Annotated in this window: 21 protein-coding genes; 17 read left to right on the forward strand and 4 right to left on the reverse strand. The window is 69.7% G+C overall.

Going from position 1 to position 17972, the window contains the following annotated elements; genetic code table 11:
- Window positions 1-6 precede the first annotated feature (6 nt).
- The 10 genes from ACOMG5_RS04230 (at window position 7) to recO (ending at window position 6840) form a co-directional block, all read left to right on the forward strand.
- Entirely contained in the window at window positions 7-636 is a 630-nt protein-coding gene (locus ACOMG5_RS04230) for a DUF2062 domain-containing protein (RefSeq protein WP_420342539.1), read from the forward strand.
- 59 nt (window positions 637-695) lie between these two features.
- Window positions 696-1436, forward strand: coding sequence for a pyridoxine 5'-phosphate synthase (locus ACOMG5_RS04235; protein ID WP_420342540.1), 741 nt, complete (start codon window positions 696-698; stop codon window positions 1434-1436).
- Window positions 1437-2183, forward strand: coding sequence for a hypothetical protein (locus ACOMG5_RS04240; protein ID WP_420342541.1), 747 nt, complete (start codon window positions 1437-1439; stop codon window positions 2181-2183).
- Window positions 2180-2581, forward strand: coding sequence for a holo-ACP synthase (gene acpS / locus ACOMG5_RS04245; protein ID WP_420342542.1), 402 nt, complete (start codon window positions 2180-2182; stop codon window positions 2579-2581). The genes ACOMG5_RS04240 and acpS overlap by 4 nt, the downstream gene beginning before the upstream one ends.
- A gap of 51 nt (window positions 2582-2632) precedes the next feature.
- Window positions 2633-3451 carry a signal peptidase I gene (gene lepB / locus ACOMG5_RS04250; RefSeq protein ID WP_420342543.1) on the forward strand — a complete coding sequence of 273 codons (819 nt, stop codon included), beginning with the start codon at window positions 2633-2635 and terminating at the stop codon, window positions 3449-3451.
- An 8-nt stretch (window positions 3452-3459) separates the two neighbouring features.
- Entirely contained in the window at window positions 3460-4161 is a 702-nt protein-coding gene (gene rnc / locus ACOMG5_RS04255) for a ribonuclease III (protein WP_420342544.1), read from the forward strand.
- 86 nt (window positions 4162-4247) lie between these two features.
- Window positions 4248-5162: a GTPase Era gene (gene era / locus ACOMG5_RS04260; RefSeq protein ID WP_420342545.1), complete on the forward strand. Its 915-nt coding sequence runs from the start codon at window positions 4248-4250 to the stop codon at window positions 5160-5162.
- Window positions 5162-5494, forward strand: coding sequence for a DUF1491 family protein (locus ACOMG5_RS04265; protein ID WP_420342546.1), 333 nt, complete (start codon window positions 5162-5164; stop codon window positions 5492-5494). Before era ends, ACOMG5_RS04265 begins: the two co-directional genes overlap by 1 nt.
- A 14-nt stretch (window positions 5495-5508) precedes the next feature.
- A complete protein-coding gene (locus ACOMG5_RS04270) occupies window positions 5509-6120 on the forward strand; it encodes an FMN-binding negative transcriptional regulator (protein WP_420342547.1) in 612 nt (203 codons plus the stop codon).
- The gene (recO, locus tag ACOMG5_RS04275) at window positions 6121-6840 is read left to right on the forward strand and encodes a DNA repair protein RecO (protein WP_420342548.1); all 720 of its coding nucleotides are present in this window, start codon (window positions 6121-6123) and stop codon (window positions 6838-6840) included.
- On the opposite strand, the gene ACOMG5_RS04280 is transcribed toward recO, so the two are convergent.
- Together ACOMG5_RS04280 and ACOMG5_RS04285 are read right to left on the reverse strand one after the other, a co-directional pair.
- On the reverse strand, window positions 6837-7340 hold the full coding sequence (locus ACOMG5_RS04280) for a GNAT family N-acetyltransferase (protein WP_420342549.1): 504 nt from the start codon (window positions 7338-7340) through the stop codon (window positions 6837-6839). The genes recO and ACOMG5_RS04280 overlap by 4 nt on opposite strands.
- Before the next feature lie 49 nt (window positions 7341-7389).
- Window positions 7390-9054, reverse strand: a complete 1665-nt coding sequence (locus tag ACOMG5_RS04285; RefSeq protein ID WP_420342550.1) for an acyl-CoA dehydrogenase family protein — start codon at window positions 9052-9054, stop codon at window positions 7390-7392.
- 169 nt (window positions 9055-9223) lie between these two features.
- On the opposite strand from ACOMG5_RS04285, the gene ispH reads away from it, so the two are divergent.
- The 4 genes from ispH to ACOMG5_RS04305 all read left to right on the forward strand — a co-directional run bounded on the left by ispH (window position 9224) and on the right by ACOMG5_RS04305 (window position 11953).
- The gene (gene ispH / locus ACOMG5_RS04290; protein ID WP_420342551.1) at window positions 9224-10174 is read left to right on the forward strand and encodes a 4-hydroxy-3-methylbut-2-enyl diphosphate reductase; all 951 of its coding nucleotides are present in this window, start codon (window positions 9224-9226) and stop codon (window positions 10172-10174) included.
- Complete coding sequence (locus tag ACOMG5_RS04295) at window positions 10171-10776, forward strand: glutathione S-transferase family protein (RefSeq protein WP_420342552.1); 606 nt, start codon at window positions 10171-10173, stop codon at window positions 10774-10776. Before ispH ends, ACOMG5_RS04295 begins: the two co-directional genes overlap by 4 nt.
- Entirely contained in the window at window positions 10769-11224 is a 456-nt protein-coding gene (gene rnhA / locus ACOMG5_RS04300) for a ribonuclease HI (protein WP_420342553.1), read from the forward strand. The genes ACOMG5_RS04295 and rnhA overlap by 8 nt, the downstream gene beginning before the upstream one ends.
- 102 nt (window positions 11225-11326) lie before the next feature.
- The gene (locus ACOMG5_RS04305) at window positions 11327-11953 is read left to right on the forward strand and encodes a trimeric intracellular cation channel family protein (RefSeq protein WP_420342641.1); all 627 of its coding nucleotides are present in this window, start codon (window positions 11327-11329) and stop codon (window positions 11951-11953) included.
- On the opposite strand, the gene ACOMG5_RS04310 is transcribed toward ACOMG5_RS04305, so the two are convergent.
- Window positions 11950-12663 carry an LrgB family protein gene (locus ACOMG5_RS04310; RefSeq protein WP_420342554.1) on the reverse strand — a complete coding sequence of 238 codons (714 nt, stop codon included), beginning with the start codon at window positions 12661-12663 and terminating at the stop codon, window positions 11950-11952. The genes ACOMG5_RS04305 and ACOMG5_RS04310 overlap by 4 nt on opposite strands.
- Window positions 12656-13015 carry a CidA/LrgA family protein gene (locus ACOMG5_RS04315; RefSeq protein WP_420342555.1) on the reverse strand — a complete coding sequence of 120 codons (360 nt, stop codon included), beginning with the start codon at window positions 13013-13015 and terminating at the stop codon, window positions 12656-12658. The genes ACOMG5_RS04310 and ACOMG5_RS04315 overlap by 8 nt, the downstream gene beginning before the upstream one ends.
- A gap of 189 nt (window positions 13016-13204) precedes the next feature.
- Between ACOMG5_RS04315 and smc the strand changes: the two genes are divergently transcribed.
- From smc to ACOMG5_RS04330, 3 genes are all read left to right on the forward strand, one after another.
- Window positions 13205-16651, forward strand: a complete 3447-nt coding sequence (gene smc, locus ACOMG5_RS04320) for a chromosome segregation protein SMC (RefSeq protein ID WP_420342556.1) — start codon at window positions 13205-13207, stop codon at window positions 16649-16651.
- 83 nt (window positions 16652-16734) lie between these two features.
- A complete protein-coding gene (locus tag ACOMG5_RS04325) occupies window positions 16735-17193 on the forward strand; it encodes a RidA family protein (RefSeq protein ID WP_420342557.1) in 459 nt (152 codons plus the stop codon).
- Window positions 17193-17945: a glycerophosphodiester phosphodiesterase family protein gene (locus ACOMG5_RS04330; protein ID WP_420342558.1), complete on the forward strand. Its 753-nt coding sequence runs from the start codon at window positions 17193-17195 to the stop codon at window positions 17943-17945. Before ACOMG5_RS04325 ends, ACOMG5_RS04330 begins: the two co-directional genes overlap by 1 nt.
- Window positions 17946-17972: the final 27 nt, after the last annotated feature.

A 17972-nucleotide genomic window follows, 5' to 3' on the forward strand; every position in this document is an offset into this window, starting at 1 on the left:
CGGCCCGTGGTTTTCAAGCGCAGAGACAGGCGGCCCCTTCGGGTGGCGCTGCGCGAGGCGCTCTGGCCCCGCGGCGGCTGGTCGCGCGCGCTGTCCTATCTGCGCCACCGGCTGAACCGGCTGCCCGATCGCCCCGAGCGGATCGCGCGCGGTGTCTTCGCCGGCATTCTGGTCTCCTTCACCCCGGTTTTCGGCGGCCATTTCGTGCTGGCGCTCGGCCTCGCCTGGGTGCTGCGCGCCAATGCGCTGGCGGCGCTTCTGGCCACCTTCTTCGGCAATCCCGTGACCTTCCCGCTGATCGCGATCAGCGCGATTTCGCTCGGGCACCGGATCCTCGGGCGCGGCGTGGATCCGGCCCGGGTCGAGGGGCTGAGCCAAGCCTTCGCCGATGCGCTGTGCGACCTCGGGCATAATCTGATCGCCACGTTCACCGGCGCGGTGCCGCATTGGGAGGGGCTCGCGCGGTTCTTCGACAGCGTGTTCCTGCCCTATCTGGTGGGCGGGCTGGTGCTCGGGCTGCCCTTCGCCTGCGCGGGCTATGGGCTGATCCGCCCGGTGATCGCCGCCTATCAGAGCCGCCGGCGCGCCCGGCTCCGCGCCCGGCTGGAGGCCGCGCGCGCCCGCATCGCCACCTGACCCCTTCATCTTGGCCGCGTGCTCGGCCATACTCGCGCGCGGTTTTGCCGGAGCTTCCCATGTCCAGATCCCTGCGCCTCGGCGTCAATATCGACCACGTCGCCACACTGCGCAACGCGCGCGGCTCGGCCTATCCCTCGCCCCTGAGGGCGGCGGAGCTGGCCCAGGCCGCAGGCGCCGATGGCATCACCGCGCATCTGCGCGAAGACCGCCGCCACATCCGCGATGCCGATATCGCCGCGCTGAAGGCCGGGCTGGAGATCCCGCTGAATTTCGAGATGGCGCCCACCGACGAGATGGCCCGGATCGCGCTGGAGACCGCCCCCCACGCCTGCTGCCTGGTGCCGGAGCGGCGCGAGGAGGTGACGACCGAAGGCGGGCTCGATGTGCTGGCCGATCAGGCGCGGCTGACCGATTACGTCGGCACCCTGGCCGAAACCGGGATCCGGGTGTCGATGTTCATCGGCCATGACCCGCGCCAGATCGAAGCTTCGGCCGCAATCGGCGCGCAGGTGGTGGAGCTGCACACCGGGCGCTACTGCGACCTGCATGCCGAGGGCCGCTTCGCTGAGCGCGACCTGGAGCTCGACGCGTTGCGCGCGGGCGCCGCCTATGCGCAGTCGCTGGGGCTCGAGGTCCATGCCGGGCATGGGCTGACCTACGAGACCGTCGGGCCCGTCGCCGCCATTGCGAAGCTGCGCGAGCTGAACATCGGCCATTTCCTGATCTCGGAGGCGGTGTTCCTCGGCCTCGGCCCGGCAATCGGGCAGATGCGCGCATTGATGGATGCCGCGCGCTAGATGCGCTGGCTGTTACGCAGCATCGGCGGGATCTGGTCTGCGCTGATGATCCTGCTGATGGCGGGGTCGCTGGCGCTCAGCGTCGCGATGACGCTGGTGCCCACGGTGCTCGCGGCCGTTTCCGGCGTGGTCGAGAGTGTGAGCGGGCTGAAGACCCTGGCCACACGCGCGCGCGACAGCGAGGCGCGGCTCGCCCGCGAGCTGCAGCAATCGCGCGCCGCGACCCGTATCGCGCGCGACCGCGCCGATAACCTCGCCCTCAGGCTCGGCGATGAGAAGGTGGTGTATCGCGGCCAGAAGGTGCTGATGCGCGAGGCGGTGAAGGATACCAGCACCCGCGTCGCCCGCCGCACCACGGTGGCCACCGGGCGCAATATCGCCAGCACTCTGGGAGAGGCGCTTCCCGTCTTCGGCATTGCGATCATCGTCGCCGCCACGGCCTGGGAGCTGCACGATTCCTGCGCGCTGATGGGCGAAATGCGGGAGCTGGACTCCGCCTTCAACCCCGATGATCCGATTGACGACGCCGAGGTCTGCGGCATGAAGGTGCCCTCGGCTACGGAGATCTGGCAGAAGGTGCGCCAGAGCCCCGGCGAGATCCGCAGCCAGATGCGCGCGCTGTTCGGCCCCGACGCGCAGCCCCCCGCGCCCCTGCCGGAGGCGGACAGCAGCTGGTACGACGACTACCTGCCCTCCTGGCTCGGCGGCACGCCGGAGCCGGAGGTCACACCGGAGACCCGACCATGATCCTCGGCATCGGCACCGACCTGTGCAACATCGAGCGCATCGCCCAGACGCTGGAGCGCTTCGGCGACCGCTTCCGCAGCCGCGTCTTCACCGAGACCGAGATCGCCAAGGCCGAACGGCGCGCCGATGCCCCCGGCACCTATGCCAAACGCTGGGCCGCGAAGGAGGCCTGCTCCAAGGCCCTCGGCACCGGGCTCCGGATGGGCATCAGCTGGAAGGACATGGCGGTGAGCAACCTTGCCACCGGCCAGCCGGTGATGGAGCTGACCGGCTGGGCCGCCGAACGCCTGCGCGCGATGACACCGCCCGGGCATGAGAGCATCGTTCACGTGACATTGACCGACGACCACCCCTGGGCGCAGGCCTTCGTGGTGATCGAGGCGCGACCCCTTCCTTGACTCGCGCGCGGCCCCGCGCCAAGGAAGACGGACCAGACGGAAAGGCGGATCATGGCCACGAAGAAGCAAGACGGCGGCATCGTCGAGACGATCAAGACGATCGTCTGGGCGCTCATCATCGCGGGTGTGTTCCGCACCCTGTTCTTCCAGCCGTTCTGGATCCCCTCCGGCTCGATGAAGGACACGCTGCTCGTCGGCGATTTCCTGTTCGTGAACAAGATGGCCTATGGCTATTCGCGCTATTCCTGCCCGTTCTCCTCGCCCGCGTTCAGCCCCTGCCCGATCGAGGGCCGGATCCTCGGCGGCGAGCCGAAGCGCGGCGATGTCGTGGTGTTCCGCCACCCGACCAAGAACGTCGATTTCATCAAGCGCCTGATCGGCCTGCCGGGCGACCGGATTCAGGTGATCAACGGCGTGCTGCAGATCAACGGCACCGCGGTGAAGCTGGAAAATGCCGGCAGCTTCTCGGAGATCAAGGAGCCGCAGGGCTCGCAGGGGCTGACGCCGCGCTGCGCGAACGATCCGGTGGGCCTCGGCGGCAATTGCCTGAAAGGCCGCCAGATCGAGACCCTGCCCGGCAACAGCCCGAGCGACCCGCCCGTGACCCATGATGTGCTGAACATTTCGGATAACTGGGTCGTGGACAATACGCCCGTTTTCACCGTCCCCGAAGGCGAATATTTCTTCATGGGCGACAATCGCGACGATTCCGAAGACAGCCGCTTCCCCGCCGCCGCGGGTGGCCTGGGCTTCGTGCCGGTGGAATATCTGGTGGGCCGCGCCGACCGGATCATGTTCTCCTCGGCGGGCAAGTCGCTGTTCTACTTCTGGACCTGGCGCCCCGATCGCTTCTTCAAGGCGATCGACTGAGGCCGCGGGTGAAGGTCTCGGCCGACATATCCGCCTTCATGGAGCGGCTCGGGCATGGCTTCGCCAGGCCCGAACTGCTGCTCAGGGCGCTCACGCACAGCTCCATCGGCTCCGCCACCCGCCCCGACAACCAGCGGCTGGAATTCCTCGGCGACCGGGTTCTGGGCCTGAGCATGGCCGAGGCGCTGTTCAAGGCCGACCGCGCCGCCTCCGAAGGCCAGCTCGCGCCGCGCTTCAACGCGCTCGTGCGCAAGGAGACCTGCGCCGCAGTCGCGCGCGAGATCGACCTCGGCGCGGTGCTGAAGCTCGGCCGCTCGGAGATGATGTCGGGCGGGCGCCGCAAGGAGGCGCTGCTCGGCGATGCGATGGAGGCGGTGATCGCCGCCGTCTATCTGGATGCCGGCTTCGAGACCGCCCGCGCGCTGGTGCTGCGGCTCTGGGGCAGCCGGATCGACCATGTCGAGGAAGACGCCCGCGACCCGAAAACCGCGCTGCAGGAATGGGCGCAGGCGCGCGGCCTGCCGCCCCCCGCCTACGACACCATCGACCGCTCCGGCCCGGACCATGCGCCGGTCTTTACCATCGAGGTCCGCCTCGCCTCCGGCGAGACCGAGCGCGCCGAGGCAGGGGCCAAGCGCCAGGCCGAACAGGGCGCCGCCCGGGCCCTGCTGCGCCGCCTCGAAGGGCCGGACGGCGCGAAGGGTGCTTGATTTCTGCCGCGCCCGGCCGCACCTCTTGAAAAGGGAGGGTTTCCGGTTCACAAGCGCCCGCCCGGCACCCGCTGAAAGGACATCGGATGAATGACGCCCCGACCCGCGCAGGCTTCGTCGCCCTGATCGGCGAACCGAACGCCGGCAAATCGACCCTGCTGAACGCCATGGTGGGGGCGAAAGTATCCATCGTCACCCACAAGGTGCAAACGACGCGCGCGCGCATCCGCGGCGTGTGCATGGCCGGGCAGGCGCAGATCGTCTTCGTCGATACGCCCGGCATCTTCCGCCCGCGCCGGCGGCTGGACCGGGCGATGGTTTCGGCGGCCTGGGGCGGGGCTGCGGATGCCGATATCGTGGTGCTGCTGATCGAGGCGCATCGCGGCCTGACCGAGGGCGCCAAGACCATCATCGAGGCGCTGAAGGCGCGCGACGGCGCGCAGCCGGTGGCCCTTGCCATCAACAAGATCGACAAGGTGAAGGCCGAGCGGCTGCTGGCACTGGCCGAGGAGGCGAACACCGCCTATCCGTTCGAGAAGACCTTCATGATTTCCGCCGAAAAGGGCTATGGCGTGGCCGATCTGCGCGAATGGCTGGCGCAGGAGCTGCCGGAGGGGCCGTGGTTCTACCCGGAAGACCAGATCGCCGACCTGCCGATGCGCCAGATCGCGGCCGAGATCACCCGCGAGAAGCTGACCCTGCGCCTGCATGAGGAAATCCCCTACCAGCTCACGGTGGAAACCGAGAAATGGGAGGACCGCAAGGACGGCACCACCCGGATCGACCAGATCATCTATGTCGCGCGCGAGGGCCACAAGGGCATCGTGCTGGGCAAGGGCGGCGAGACGGTGAAGGCGGTATCGACCGCCGCGCGGGCCGATATGTCGGAGTTTCTCGGGCGCACGGTGCACCTGTTCCTGCAGGTGAAGGTGCGGCCAAACTGGCTCGAGGAAGCGGAGCGCTATTCGGAAATGGGGCTCGACTTCAAGGACGGCGACTGATGCAGCCCCGGCTTGCCACCGATGTCTGGGTGCGGGCCTATCTGAAGCGGCTGGAGCTGGCGCACATCCCCGCCTACATCACCGCGCATGGCGATGCCACCTCGGGGGCGGTGATGGTGAAATGCGCCACGCTGGACGGGCAGGCCGCGCTGTGGGAGCATGGCTACGACCTTGGCCTCGACGCGCGCGCCTGGCGGGTGCTGCATCAGGGGCCGGAGACGGAGATCGACGCCTCGCTGCGCCGCCAGCGCGGCTTCGACCCGGACCTCTGGGTGGTGGAGATCGAGAGCCGCAGCGGCCGCACGCTGCTTGACGAGGAGGGGCTCGGCTGAGCCCGGGAGGCGCCATGTATATCCCGCCGCATTTCGAGGAAGCCGACCCGGAGCAGATCGCCGCGCTGATCGCAGCGGCGCCGCTGGCCACCATCGTCGCGCAGACGGCCGATGGGCTGGTGGCGAACCATATCCCGCTGATCGCGGCGCCGGGCGCGCTGATCGGCCATGTGGCCCGCGCGAATGACATGCACCGGCTGCTGGCCGAGGGGCAGGAGGTGCTGGCGATCTTTCGCGGCGTGGAGGGCTATGTCTCGCCGAATTACTACCCGAGCAAGCCCGAGCATCACCGCCATGTGCCCACCTGGAACTACGAGGTGGCGCATCTGCACGGCACCATCGCCTTCCAGCACGACGACAAGGCCAAGCGCGCGGCGGTGGGCCTGCTGACCCGGGCGCAGGAGCGGCGGCTGAACGGCGATGCCGCATGGCGCATGGCCGATGCCCCCGCCGATTACATGGCCCAGATGCTGGACGGGATCGTCGCCTTCCGGATCACGGTGACGCGGGTTCTGGCGAAGGCGAAGCTCAGCCAGAACCGCAATGCCCGCGACCGTCAGGGCGCGATCGACGGGCTTGCGGCCGATGGCGCAGCGGCGCTCTCGGCGCGGATGGCCGCGCGGTAGATGGACTGGCAGGACGAAGGCACGGTCCTGTCGGCGCGCCCGCATGGCGACACCTCGATGATCGTCGATGCCTTCACCCTGGCGCATGGCCGCCACGCGGGGGTGGTGCGCGGCGGCGCCTCGCGGCGGATGGCGGCGGCGCTGCAGCCGGGCAGCCATCTGCGCCTCGGCTGGCGCGCGCGGCTGGAGGATCATCTGGGCAGCTATACGGCCGAGCAGCTGGCCTCGCGCGCAGGCGCGATGGCGGACCGGCTGGCGCTGCTGGGGCTCGGCGCCACCTGCGCGATGGTGGCCTTCGCGCTGCCCGAACGCGCCCCGCATCCGGCGCTTTATCACCGCACCGAGGCCCTGTTCGACCGGATCGGCGCGGTGGCGGAGGGCTGGCCGCTCGATTACCTGCGGTGGGAGATGGCGCTGCTGGAGGAGCTGGGCTTCGGGCTCGATCTGAGCCGCTGCGCCGTGAACGGCAGCCGCGACGATCTCGCCTATGTCAGCCCGCGCACCGGCCGGGCCGTGAGCCGCACCGGCGCCGGGGACTGGGCGCCGAAGCTGCTCGCGCTGCCGCAATGCCTGCTGGGCCAGGGCCCTGCCAGCCCGACGGAGCTGATACAGGGGCTGCGCCTGACCGGGCATTTCCTGACACTGTTTGCCGAAGAGCATGGCCGCCGCCTGCCGGAGGCGCGCAACCGGCTGATCGCCGCGCTGGAGCGCCTGGCCTAGGGCGCGGTGCGCGCGTCCAGCACCAGCTGCAACAGCGCCAGATCGAGCCAGCGGCCGAATTTCTGCCCGACCTGCGGCATCATCCCCACGTCCTCGAAGCCGAGGCTGCGATGCAGCGCGATCGAGGCCGTGTTGCTGGCATCCACCGCCGCCACCATCACATGCTGGCCCTGCGCGCGGGCATAGCCGATCAGCTGCGTCATCAGCCCGCGCCCGCGCCCGCCGCCGCGCAGATCGGAGCGGATATAGACGGAATGCTCCACCGTTTCGCGGTATCCGTCCTGCGGGCGGAACGGGCCATAGCTGGCATAGCCGGTGACCTCGCCCGCCTCCTCCAGCACGAGGACCGGCAGCCCCGCCTCCTGCCGCGCCACGATCCAGGCGATGCGGTTGGCCGCATCGACCAGCGCATCGTTCCAGATCGCGGTCGAGTGCAGCACCGCATCGTTGTAGATCGCGGCAATGGCTTCGGCGTCTTCGGGGGTGGCGTCACGGATCATGGCTGGCTCCTTTGCCCCCAGCTATGCCGCAACGCGCGCCCGATGCAAGTCAGCCCAGCAGCCGGCGCGCGATCACCTGCGCCTGAATTTCGGCCGCGCCCTCGAAGATGTTCAGGATCCGCGCATCGCAGAGCACCCGGCTGATGGTATATTCCAACGCGAAGCCATTGCCGCCATGGATCTGCAGCGCATTGTCGGCCGCGGCCCAGGCCACGCGGGCGCCCAGCAGCTTCGCCATGCCCGCCTCCAGGTCGCAGCGGCGGCCATGATCCTTCTCCCAGGCGGAGAAATAGGTCAGCTGCCGCGCGATCATGATCTCCACCGCCATCATCGCGAGCTTGCCCGCCACCCGCGGGAAGGCGATGAGCGACTTGCCGAACTGCTTGCGGTCGATCGCGTAGCGCATGCCGATCTCGCAGGCGGACTGGGCCACGCCCACGGCGCGCGCCGCGGTCTGGATCCGGGCGGATTCGAAGGTCTCCATCAGCTGCTTGAAGCCGCGCCCGGTCTCGCCGCCCAGAAGGTTCTCGCCCTTCACCCGGAAGCCGTCGAAGCCGAGCTCGTATTCCTTCATGCCGCGGTAGCCCAGGACCTCGATCTCGCCGCCGGTCATGCCCGGCGTGGGGAACGGGGTCTCATCGGTGCCCGGGGTCTTTTCGGCCAGGAACATGCTCAGCCCGCGCCAGTCGGTGCTGGCCGGGTCGGTGCGCGCGAGAAGCGTCATCACATGGGTGCGCTGCGCATGGGTGATCCAGGTCTTGTTGCCGGTCACCACCCAGTCGTCGCCGTCTTTCACCGCGCGGCTGCGCAGGCTGCCCAGATCGGAGCCGGTGTTCGGCTCGGTGAACACCGCCGTCGAGAGGATCTCGCCGGAGGCGAGGCCCGGCAGCCATTTCTGCTTCTGCGCCTCGGTGCCGCCGCACAGGATCAGCTCCGCCGCGATCTCGGAGCGGGTCCCGAGCGAGCCGACGCCGATATAGCCGCGCGAGAGTTCCTCCGTCACCACCGCCATCGAGGCCTTCGACAGGCCGAGCCCGCCGTATTCCTCCGGGATCGTCAGGCCGAACACGCCGAGCTCCGCCAGCTCCTCGATGATCTCCATCGGGATCAGCTCGTCCTTCAGGTGCCATTCATGGGCATTCGGGATCACCCGCTCCTCGGCATAGCGGTGGAACTGGTCGCGGATCATTTCCAGGTCTTCATCAAGGCCCGAGGCCCCGAACAGCGCCCGGCCCTGATTTTCCTGCATCAGCGCCACCAGCGCCATCCGCGCCTCGGAGCTGTTGCCCTGCGCCATCAGCTGCGCCGCAGCGGGCCCCGGCGTCCAGCCGAGCCCGAGATCCGAGAGCCGCGCGATCTCGCCCTGGCTCATCGGGATGCCGCCCGCGATCTGGCTCAGGTATTCGCCGAAACCGATCTGCAGGATCAGCCCTTCCATCGGGCCGAACCCGCCCGCCTCGGCCACCCGCCCGGCCCAGCCGCGCAGCTGCAGCAGCGATTGCTCATAGGTCGCGAGCCAGGACAGCGCATGCGCCGCGAACTGGTCGGCCTCCAGCGCCGCATTCGACACCTTGCCGGACTGGCTGACGCGCGCGCGCAGCGCTTCGGTCGCCTCCGCTACCAGCGCCGTGATTTCGGGCAGCGCCGCTTCGCTCAGCGCCAGCAGGTCGGGCAGAAGGACGGTGGCGGACATGTCGGTGCCATCGTGGGCCATGAGTCGGCATCCTCGGTAATGCTGCAATTGCATTGTCCCTAGGACATCGCGCATCGCCGCGCAATAAAAATTCACGGGCATTACCAAAAAGGACCGATTGTGTCGGATAAGTCTGTGCACTGGACGCGCGCGCCGCGGCGCATTAGGTGATGAAGCTGGCAAGGAGAGCATGATGAAACCAGCCCTCACCCTCTACCTCGCGGCGCCGCGCGGATTCTGCGCCGGTGTCGACCGGGCGATCAAGATCGTGGAGATGGCGCTCGAGAAATGGGGCGCGCCGGTCTATGTGCGCCACGAGATCGTGCACAACAAATTCGTGGTGGACGGGCTGCGCGAAAAGGGCGCGGTGTTCGTCGAGGAGCTGGACGAATGCCCGGGCGATCGGCCGGTGATCTTCTCCGCCCATGGCGTGCCGAAAGCGGTGCCCGAGGAGGCCACGCGGCGCAACATGATCCAGGTCGATGCCACCTGCCCGCTGGTGACCAAGGTCCATAACGAAGCCGCGCGCCACCATCAGAACGGGCTGCAGATGGTGATGATCGGCCATGCCGGGCACCCGGAGACGCTGGGCACGATGGGCCAGCTGCCCGAAGGCGAGGTGCTGCTGGTGGAAACCGTGGCCGATGTGGCCTCGATCACCCCGCGCGATCCGGAAAAGCTCGCCTTCATCACCCAGACCACGCTTTCGGTGGATGATACCGCCGAAATCGTGGAGGCGCTGCGCGCCCGCTTCCCCTTCATCATCGGGCCCGGGCGCGAGGATATCTGCTACGCCACCACCAACCGCCAGAGCGCGGTGAAGGCGATCGCGCCGAAGATCGACGCGCTCCTGGTGATCGGCGCGCCCAACAGCTCCAATTCGCGCCGCCTGGTGGAAGTGGGCCGCGCCGCGGGCTGCGCCTACAGCCAGCTGGTAGGCCGCGCCGATGAAATCGACTGGCGCGCGATCGAAGGCATCCGCGCCGTCGGCGTCACCGCCGGGGCCTCTGCGCCCGAAGTGCTGATCAACGAAGTGATCGACGCGTTCCGCGCCCGCTATGATGTGACGGTGGAGCTGGTGGAAACCGCGCGTGAAGATATCGAATTCAAGGTTCCAAGGGTGCTGCGGGAGGCCTCATGAAGCTCTATTCCATGCCCAGTTCGGGCAACAGCTACAAAGTCCGGCTGCTGCTGGCGCTGCTGGGGCGGCAGGTCGAGATGGCCGATGTCGAATATCAGTCGGCCGCGCTCGATGAGGCCAAGGTCAGCGGGGCGCTACCCTTCGGCAAGGCGCCGGTGCTGCAGCTGGACGATGGCCGGCTGCTGCCGGAATCGAATGCGATCCTGTGTTATCTGGGCGAAGGCACCGGCTTCGTGCCCGCCGACCCGTTCGCGCGCGCGCAGATGCTGTCGTGGATGTTCTGGGAGCAGAACCAGCACGAGGGCACCGTGGCCGTGCGCGCGGCGCTGCTGTGCTATCCGCACCGAAAGGCGCAGGCGACGCCCGAGCGGCTGGCCGATCTGCTGGCGGCAGGGCATGCCAATCTGGCGGTGATGGAGCAGCGCCTCGCCACGCAGGACTGGCTGGCGGGCGATGCGCCCACGCTCGCCGATATCTGTCTTTATGGCTACACCCATACCGCGGGCAGCCGCGGCGGCTTCGAGATGGAACGCTTCCCGGGCATCAACCGCTGGATCGCGCGGATCGCGGCGCTGCCGGGCCATGTGGGGCTGCATGACTGAGCTCTATGCCTGGACGGACGGCGCCTGCTCTGGCAACCCCGGCCCCGGCGGCTGGGGCGTGCTGATGCGGGCGATGGAGGGCGCGGCCGTGCTGAAGGAGCGCGAGCTGAACGGCGGCGAGGCCGATACCACCAACAACCGGATGGAGCTTCTGGCCGCGATCAACGCGCTGGAGGCGCTGACGCGCGACACCGAGATCACCATCACCACCGATTCCGCCTATGTGAAGAACGGCGTCACCGGCTGGATCCACGGCTGGAAGCGCAACGGCTGGCGCACCGCCGACAAGAAGCCGGTGAAGAACGTGGATCTGTGGCAGCGGCTGGACAGCGCGCAGGCGCGCCACCGGGTGACCTGGAAATGGATCAAGGGCCACGCCGGCCACGCCGAGAACGAACGCGCCGATGAGCTGGCCCGCGCCGGAATGGCGCCCTACAAGACCAAGTGACCACAAGGTCAGGTGCCTACAAGACCAAGTGACTGGCCGGCCCGGCGCGGATAACCTGCCGCGCAGGAGGAGCCGATGGACGGATTGACTGCCCTGCCGCTGATGCCTGTGGCTGCGATGCTGGATTACGCCTCGGTGGTGATCTTCGCGCTGACGGGCGCGCTCGTCGCCTCCCGCAGCCAGCTCGATCTCATGGGGTTCATCTTCGTGGCGATGCTGACGGCCATCGGCGGCGGCACCGTGCGCGACGTGCTGATCGGGCGGCTGCCGGTGTTCTGGGTGACGCGGCCCGAATATGTGGTGCTGATCGCGGCGGCGGCGGTGATCGTGTTCTTCACCGCGCACCGGCTGGAGAGCCGCTACCGGGTGCTGGTCTGGCTCGATGCGCTGGCGCTTTCGGTGGCGGTGCCGGCGGGCGTGGCGGCCACGATGGCGATGGGCCACGGGCCGGTGGTGGTGCTGGTGATGGGGGTGATCACCGGCACGGTCGGCGGGCTGATGCGCGATGTGCTGTGCAACGAGGTGCCGCTCACGCTGAAGCAGGGCGAGCTCTACCTCACCTGCGCCTTCGCCGGGGCGGCGGCGGCGCTGTTCCTGCGGTGGGCGGGCTTTGGCGGCGCGCCCGCGATGATCGGCTGCGGCGCGGTGACCTTCGTTCTGCGCGCGGGGACGCTGCTCTGGGGCTGGAAGCTCCCGGTCTACAAGGCCCGCCCGCCGCGTCAGTATTAGAACAGCCGCATCACCAGAGGCGCGAGGAAGGCGGTGAGCACCGCATTCAGCCCCATGCCGATGGAGGCGAAGACCCCGGCCGTATCATGCACCTGGAACGCCCGCGCCGTGCCGATACCATGCGCCGCGACCCCGGTGGCAAGGCCGCGCGCGCGCCAGTCCCGCACCCCGATCAGGTTCAGCATCGGGGTCACGAAGATGGCCCCGATCATGCCGGTGAGGATCACCAGCACCGCGGTCAGCGTCGGCTGCCCGCCGAGCCCTTCGGAGATCCCGATGGCGACCGGCGCCGTGGCCGATTTCGGCGCCAGCGTCGCCAGCAGCGTATGATCCGCCCCGAGCAGCCAGGCGATGCCGAGCGCCGAGCCGATCGCCGCCACCGAGCCCGCAACCAGCGCCGCCGCGATCGGCAGCAGCGCGCGCCGGATCGCCATCATGTTCGCCTGCAACGGGATCGCGAGGCAGACCGTCGCCGGCCCGAGCATGAAATGCACGAATTGCGCCCCGGCGAAGTATTTCTCGTAGCTGGTGCCGGTCAGCTCCAGCAGCGCGGCCAGCAGCGCCACCGCGATCACCACCGCATTCACCAGCGGGTTGCGCCCGGATTTCACGAAGAGCGCATCGCCGATCCAGTAGGCGAACAGCGTGGCGCAGAGCCACAGGAGCGGCTGCGAGGCGAGATAGGACCAGATCTGGAACGCATCAGTCATCGGCGCGGCTCCCGGTCAGGCGGGCGACCCAGGTGAAGGTCAGCGCGCCGACCACGATGGCAAACAGGGTGGAGACCACGACCGAAACCGAAATCGCCAGCCAATGGCTCTCGATCGTGTGCAGGTTCGCGACGATCCCGACCCCCACCGGCACGAACAGCATCGACAGATAGCGCAGCAGCCCCTGCGCCGCGGGCGTGACGATCGCCGACAGCCGCGGGAAGCTGGTGAGCGCGACGACCATCCCCACCATGCCCAGCACCGGGCCCGGCAGCGGCAGATGCAGCGCGCGCGAGATCACCTCGCCCGCGAGCTGAAACAGCAAAATGATGGCAAAGGCAGGTACCAGCATCATGACCTCCTGAGTTTGGCGCCAAACTAGAGCGCCCAGACATAGGCGCAAGCTGCAATCCTGCATGGCTGAAACCCGCGCATATCTTGTGGATAAGCGCCATGATGCCCCCCAATCGTGGGGGTTGCGGTTGACTTGCCCGCGCCCGCGGCGGAAATTTGCACATTCCGCCCCGAAAGGACCTCCCGCTTGCGTTTCACCCGCCTCCGCCTGAACGGCTTCAAGAGCTTCGTCGACCCGACCGATCTGGTCATCCATGACGGCCTGACCGGCGTCGTGGGGCCGAACGGCTGCGGCAAGTCGAACCTGCTGGAGGCGCTGCGGTGGGTGATGGGGGAGACCCGCGCCTCCGCGATGCGCGGCGACGGGATGGAGGATGTGATCTTCGCCGGCGCCGCCACCCGGCCCGCGCGCCATTTCGCGGAAGTGTCGCTCAGCATCGACAATACCGAGCGGCTGGCGCCCTCCGGCTTCAACGAGCACGATACGGTGGAGATCGTGCGCCGCATCACCCGCGACGCGGGCTCGGCCTACAAGGTCAATACCAAGGACGTCCGCGCGCGCGACGTGCAGATGCTGTTCGCCGATGCCTCCACCGGCGCGCACAGCCCGGCGCTGGTGCGCCAGGGGCAGATTTCGGAGCTGATCAACGCCAAGCCCAAGGCCCGGCGGCGGATCCTGGAAGAAGCCGCGGGCATTTCCGGCCTGTATCAGCGCCGCCATGAGGCGGAGCTGAAGCTGAATGGCGCGGAGCAGAACCTTTTGCGGGTGGATGACGTGCTGGAGCAGCTCGGCGGCCAGCTCGCCACATTAGCGCGCCAGGCCCGGCAGGCGGCGCGCTACCGCGAGATCGGGAACGATCTGCGCCGGGCGGAGGGGCTGCTGCTGTTCACCCGCTGGCGCGAGGCGGAGGCTGCGCGGGCGGAGGCCGAGGCCGGGCTGCGCGCGCTGATTGCCGCGGCGGCCCAGGCCGAGACCCAGGCCCGCGCCACCGCGAAGGCCCGGGGAGACCACGAGGCCGCGCTGCCGCCCCTGCGCGAGGAGGAGGCCGTCGCCGGCGCGATCCTGCAGCGCCTGACGATCCAGCGCGAGGCGCTTTCGGATCAGGAGCGCCAGGCGCTGGCGCGGATCGAGACGCTGAAGGGGCGGATCGCGCAGTTGGACCGCGACATGGAGCGCGAGGCCGGGCTGAACCGCGATGCGGGCGAAACCATCGCCCGGCTGGAGTGGGAGCTCGATCAGCTGGCGAAAGCGACCGAGGGCCATGAGGACAAGCTGACCGCGGCCTCGGAGGCCTCGGCGGAGGCGGCCGAAGTGCTGCACGACCGCGAGGCGCATCTGAGCGAGCGCACAGAGGACGTTGCCCGGCTGGCCGCGCGCCATGGCGCTGCGCAGCGCCTTCTGGCCGACAGCCGCACCACGGCCGAACGCTCCGAGGCGGAGGCGGGCCGCGCCGCCAGCGCCGCCGAGGAGGCGGGCGAGGCGCTGGATGCCGCCGCCGAAGCCTATGAGACCGCGCAGGAGGCGCAGGAAGAGGCGATGGCGATGGCCGAGGCCGCCGAGGAGGCGCTGGCCGCCGCCGAGGAGGCCCGCGCCGAGGCGCAGCAGCGCGAATCCGCGGCCCGCGCGGCGCGCTCCGAAGCCGAGGGCGAGGCGGGCGCGCTGAAGGCCGAGGTGGGTGCGCTGGCCCGGCTGGTGGAGCGCGATGCGGGCGGCGGCAACCAGCTGCTGGACCGGCTCGAGGTGGCGCCGGGCTATGAGGCGGCCCTGGGTGCCGCATTGGCCGACGACCTGCGCGCGCCGGAAGTGACCGAGGGCTCGGGCTGGAGGCTGCTGCCCGATTACGATGCGGCGCAGGCGCTGCCTGTGGGCGTGGAGCCGCTCTCCCGCCATGTGACGGCGCCCGCGGTCCTCGCGCGCCGGATCGCGCAGATCGGGGTGATCGCGCCCGAAGAGGCCGCGCGCCTGCAGCCGCTCCTGCGGCCCGGGCAGCGGCTGGTGTCGCGCGCGGGCGATCTGTGGCGGTGGGACGGCTATGGCACCCGCGCCGAGGATGCGCCTTCGGCGGCCGCGCTGCGGCTGCAGCAGCGCAACCGCCTTGCGGAGCTGCGCCGCGACCTCGAGGAAGCCGAAGACCGCGCCGGGGCTGCACGCAGCGCGCATGACGCCCTGACCCGCGCGCTCTCCGATGCTTCGGCCGCCGATACCCGCGCCCGCGAGGCGCGGCGCGGCGCCGATCAGCGGCTGGCCGATGCCGGGCGGGCGCTCTCGCGGGCCGAGGCGGAGCGCTCGATTTCGGCGGGCAAGCTGGAGGCGGCGCGCCTCGCGGTGAAGCGCCATGCCGAGGCGGCCAGCGCCGCGCGGCTGGCGCTGGCCGATGCGGAGGCGCAGCTCTCCGCCCTGCCCGACCTCGACGCCGCGCGCAGCGAGGTGGATGCGGTGAAGATGACGGTCGAGGCCGCGCGGCTGACCATGCTCACCCGCCGCTCCGCCCATGACGAGATCCGCCGCGAGGGCGAGGCCCGCACCAAGCGCCGGCAGGAAGTGACGAAGGAGCTTTCGGGCTGGCGCCACCGGCTGGAGACGGCGGAAAAGCGCACCGCCGAGCTCTCCGCGCGCCGGGCGGAGACGGTGGACGAGCTCTCGGACGCTGCCGAGGCGCCCGAGGAGCTGGCCGCGAAGCGCGAGGAACTGGCCGAGGCGATCGAGGCCGCCGAGACGCGCCGGGGCCTGGCCGCGGACCGGCTGGCCGAAGCCGAAACCGCGCTGCGCGACGCGCAATTCGCCGAACGCGAGGCCGAGCGCCTGGCGGGCGAGGCCCGCGAGGCCCGCGCCCGCGCCGAGGCCCGCGCCGAAGCCGCCCGCGCCACCCAGGCCGCCGCCGCCGAGCGCATCCGCGAGGCCGCCGAGATGAGCCCCGAAGCGCTGCGCGACAGCCTGGGCGAGACCGGCACGGTGCCCTCCGTCGCCGATCTGGAGACCGAGGTCGCCCGGCTGAAGCGCCAGCGCGAGGCGCTCGGCGCCGTCAACCTGCGCGCCGAGGAAGACGCGCAGGAGGTGCAGACCGAATTCGACACGCTGTCGAAGGAGAAGACCGACCTGGAGGAGGCGATCCGCAAGCTGCGCTCCGGCATCGCCGGGCTGAACAAGGAGGGCCGCGAGCGGCTGCTGACCGCCTATGAGCAGGTGAACGAGAATTTCCGCACGCTGTTCACCCACCTGTTCGGCGGCGGCGAGGCGAAGCTGATGCTGATCGAATCCGACGATCCGCTGGAGGCGGGGCTGGAGATCATGTGCCAGCCGCCGGGCAAGAAGCTCTCCACCCTCTCGCTGCTGTCGGGGGGCGAGCAGACGCTCACCGCGCTTGCGCTCATTTTCGCAGTGTTCCTGGCCAATCCGGCGCCGATCTGCGTGCTGGACGAGGTGGACGCGCCGCTCGATGACGCGAACGTCACCCGGTTCTGCGACATGATGGACGAGATGACCCGGCGCACCGATACCCGCTTCCTGGTGATCACCCACCATGCCGTGACCATGAGCCGGATGGACCGGCTGTTCGGGGTGACGATGCAGGAACAGGGCGTGAGCCAGCTGGTCTCGGTGGACCTGAAGCGGGCCGAGCAGATGGTCGCCTGAAACCGGGGCGGAACCGTCGCTTCCGGGCTTGCGGGGCGCGGCCGGGGGGCCTAGCGTCGGCGCAACCAACGACGGAGGTCATCATGAGCCGGATCGAAGCACGCCTGACGGAACTGGGCATCACGCTGCCCGCAGCGCCCGCGCCGGCGGCGAATTATGTGCCCTATGTGATCACGGGCAAGCAGCTGTTCGTCTCGGGGCAGGTCTCCGCGGGGCCGGACGGGTTCATCACCGGCAAGCTCGGCGCCGGGCTGAGCGCCGAGGACGGCGCCGCCGCCGCGCGCCGCTGCGGGCTCTCGCTCATCGCGCAGGCGAAGGCCGCACTGGGCGATCTGGACCGGGTCGCGCGGGTGGTGAAGCTGGTGGGCTTCGTCAATTCCACGCCCGATTTCGGTGATCAGCCGAAGGTGGTGAACGGCTGCTCCGATCTGATGGTCGAGGTCTTCGGCAATGCCGGGCGGCATGCGCGCTCGGCCGTTTCGGCGGCCTCGCTGCCCTTCGGCGTGGCGGTGGAGATCGAGGCCATCTTCGAGATCGCGTGATGCTGCATCCGGATTTCCTGCGCCTGCCCATCGCGCACCGGGCCTATCATGGGCCCGGCGCGCCGGAGAACAGCCTCGCGGCGATCCGCGCGGCGATTGCTGCGGGCTATGCGATCGAATGCGATATCCAGCCCTCGGCCGATGGCGTGCCGATGGTGTTTCATGATTACGACCTGCGCCGCCTGACCGGCCGGCCGGGCAAGATCAACACCCTGAGCGCGGCCGAGCTGGGCCGGATCCCGCTTCTGGGCGGCACCGAAGGCATCCCGACGCTGGCGCAGGTGGTGGCGCTGGTCGCGGGGCTGGTGCCGCTGCTGGTGGAGATCAAGGATCAGGACGGCGGCATGGGCCCGACCGACGGGCGGCTGGAGGCGGCCGCGGCCGATGTGCTGCGCGCCTATGCCGGGCCGCTGGCGGTGATGTCTTTCAACCCCTATGCGGTGGAGGCCTTCCGGCGCGCGGCGCCGAAGGTTGCGGTGGGGCTCACCACCTCCGCCTATGGGCCGGACTGGACCGCGCTGACCCCCGCCATCCGCGACCGGCTGCGCGCGATCCCGGATTACGACCGGCTGGGCTGCGCCTTCATCTCGCATGAGGCCGCGGACCTGCGCGCGCCGCGCGTGGCGGAGCTGAAGGCCGGGGGTGCTGCGATCCTGTGCTGGACGATCCGCTCGCCCGAAGCCGAGGCACAGGCGCGCACCATTGCCGCGAATGTGACCTTCGAGGGCTACCCCGCCGCGATCCCGGCTTGACGCCGGGGCGCCGCGGGCCACCATGCG

The sequence above is a fragment of the Paenirhodobacter sp. genome (assembly GCF_041916475.1).
Taxonomy (GTDB): Bacteria; Pseudomonadota; Alphaproteobacteria; order Rhodobacterales; family Rhodobacteraceae; genus Rhodobacter.

What these genes read in the sequence shown, in the direction of transcription:
- lepB (WP_420342543.1), top strand. Translation starts at nt 2,633, where the DNA reads ATGGCCACGAAGAAGCAAGACGGCGGCATCGTCGAGACGATCAAGACG.
- ACOMG5_RS04270 (WP_420342547.1), top strand. Translation starts at nt 5,509, where the DNA reads ATGTATATCCCGCCGCATTTCGAGGAAGCCGACCCGGAGCAGATCGCC.
- rnhA (WP_420342553.1), top strand. Translation starts at nt 10,769, where the DNA reads ATGACTGAGCTCTATGCCTGGACGGACGGCGCCTGCTCTGGCAACCCC.
- ACOMG5_RS04285 (WP_420342550.1), bottom strand. Translation starts at nt 9,054, where the DNA reads ATGGCCCACGATGGCACCGACATGTCCGCCACCGTCCTTCTGCCCGAC.
- ACOMG5_RS04240 (WP_420342541.1), top strand. Translation starts at nt 1,437, where the DNA reads ATGCGCTGGCTGTTACGCAGCATCGGCGGGATCTGGTCTGCGCTGATG.
- ACOMG5_RS04280 (WP_420342549.1), bottom strand. Translation starts at nt 7,340, where the DNA reads ATGATCCGTGACGCCACCCCCGAAGACGCCGAAGCCATTGCCGCGATC.
- era (WP_420342545.1), top strand. Translation starts at nt 4,248, where the DNA reads ATGAATGACGCCCCGACCCGCGCAGGCTTCGTCGCCCTGATCGGCGAA.
- acpS (WP_420342542.1), top strand. Translation starts at nt 2,180, where the DNA reads ATGATCCTCGGCATCGGCACCGACCTGTGCAACATCGAGCGCATCGCC.
- recO (WP_420342548.1), top strand. Translation starts at nt 6,121, where the DNA reads ATGGACTGGCAGGACGAAGGCACGGTCCTGTCGGCGCGCCCGCATGGC.
- ACOMG5_RS04305 (WP_420342641.1), top strand. Translation starts at nt 11,327, where the DNA reads ATGCCTGTGGCTGCGATGCTGGATTACGCCTCGGTGGTGATCTTCGCG.
- ispH (WP_420342551.1), top strand. Translation starts at nt 9,224, where the DNA reads ATGATGAAACCAGCCCTCACCCTCTACCTCGCGGCGCCGCGCGGATTC.
- ACOMG5_RS04265 (WP_420342546.1), top strand. Translation starts at nt 5,162, where the DNA reads ATGCAGCCCCGGCTTGCCACCGATGTCTGGGTGCGGGCCTATCTGAAG.
- ACOMG5_RS04235 (WP_420342540.1), top strand. Translation starts at nt 696, where the DNA reads ATGTCCAGATCCCTGCGCCTCGGCGTCAATATCGACCACGTCGCCACA.
- ACOMG5_RS04295 (WP_420342552.1), top strand. Translation starts at nt 10,171, where the DNA reads ATGAAGCTCTATTCCATGCCCAGTTCGGGCAACAGCTACAAAGTCCGG.
- ACOMG5_RS04310 (WP_420342554.1), bottom strand. Translation starts at nt 12,663, where the DNA reads ATGACTGATGCGTTCCAGATCTGGTCCTATCTCGCCTCGCAGCCGCTC.
- ACOMG5_RS04325 (WP_420342557.1), top strand. Translation starts at nt 16,735, where the DNA reads ATGAGCCGGATCGAAGCACGCCTGACGGAACTGGGCATCACGCTGCCC.
- ACOMG5_RS04315 (WP_420342555.1), bottom strand. Translation starts at nt 13,015, where the DNA reads ATGCTGGTACCTGCCTTTGCCATCATTTTGCTGTTTCAGCTCGCGGGC.
- ACOMG5_RS04330 (WP_420342558.1), top strand. Translation starts at nt 17,193, where the DNA reads ATGCTGCATCCGGATTTCCTGCGCCTGCCCATCGCGCACCGGGCCTAT.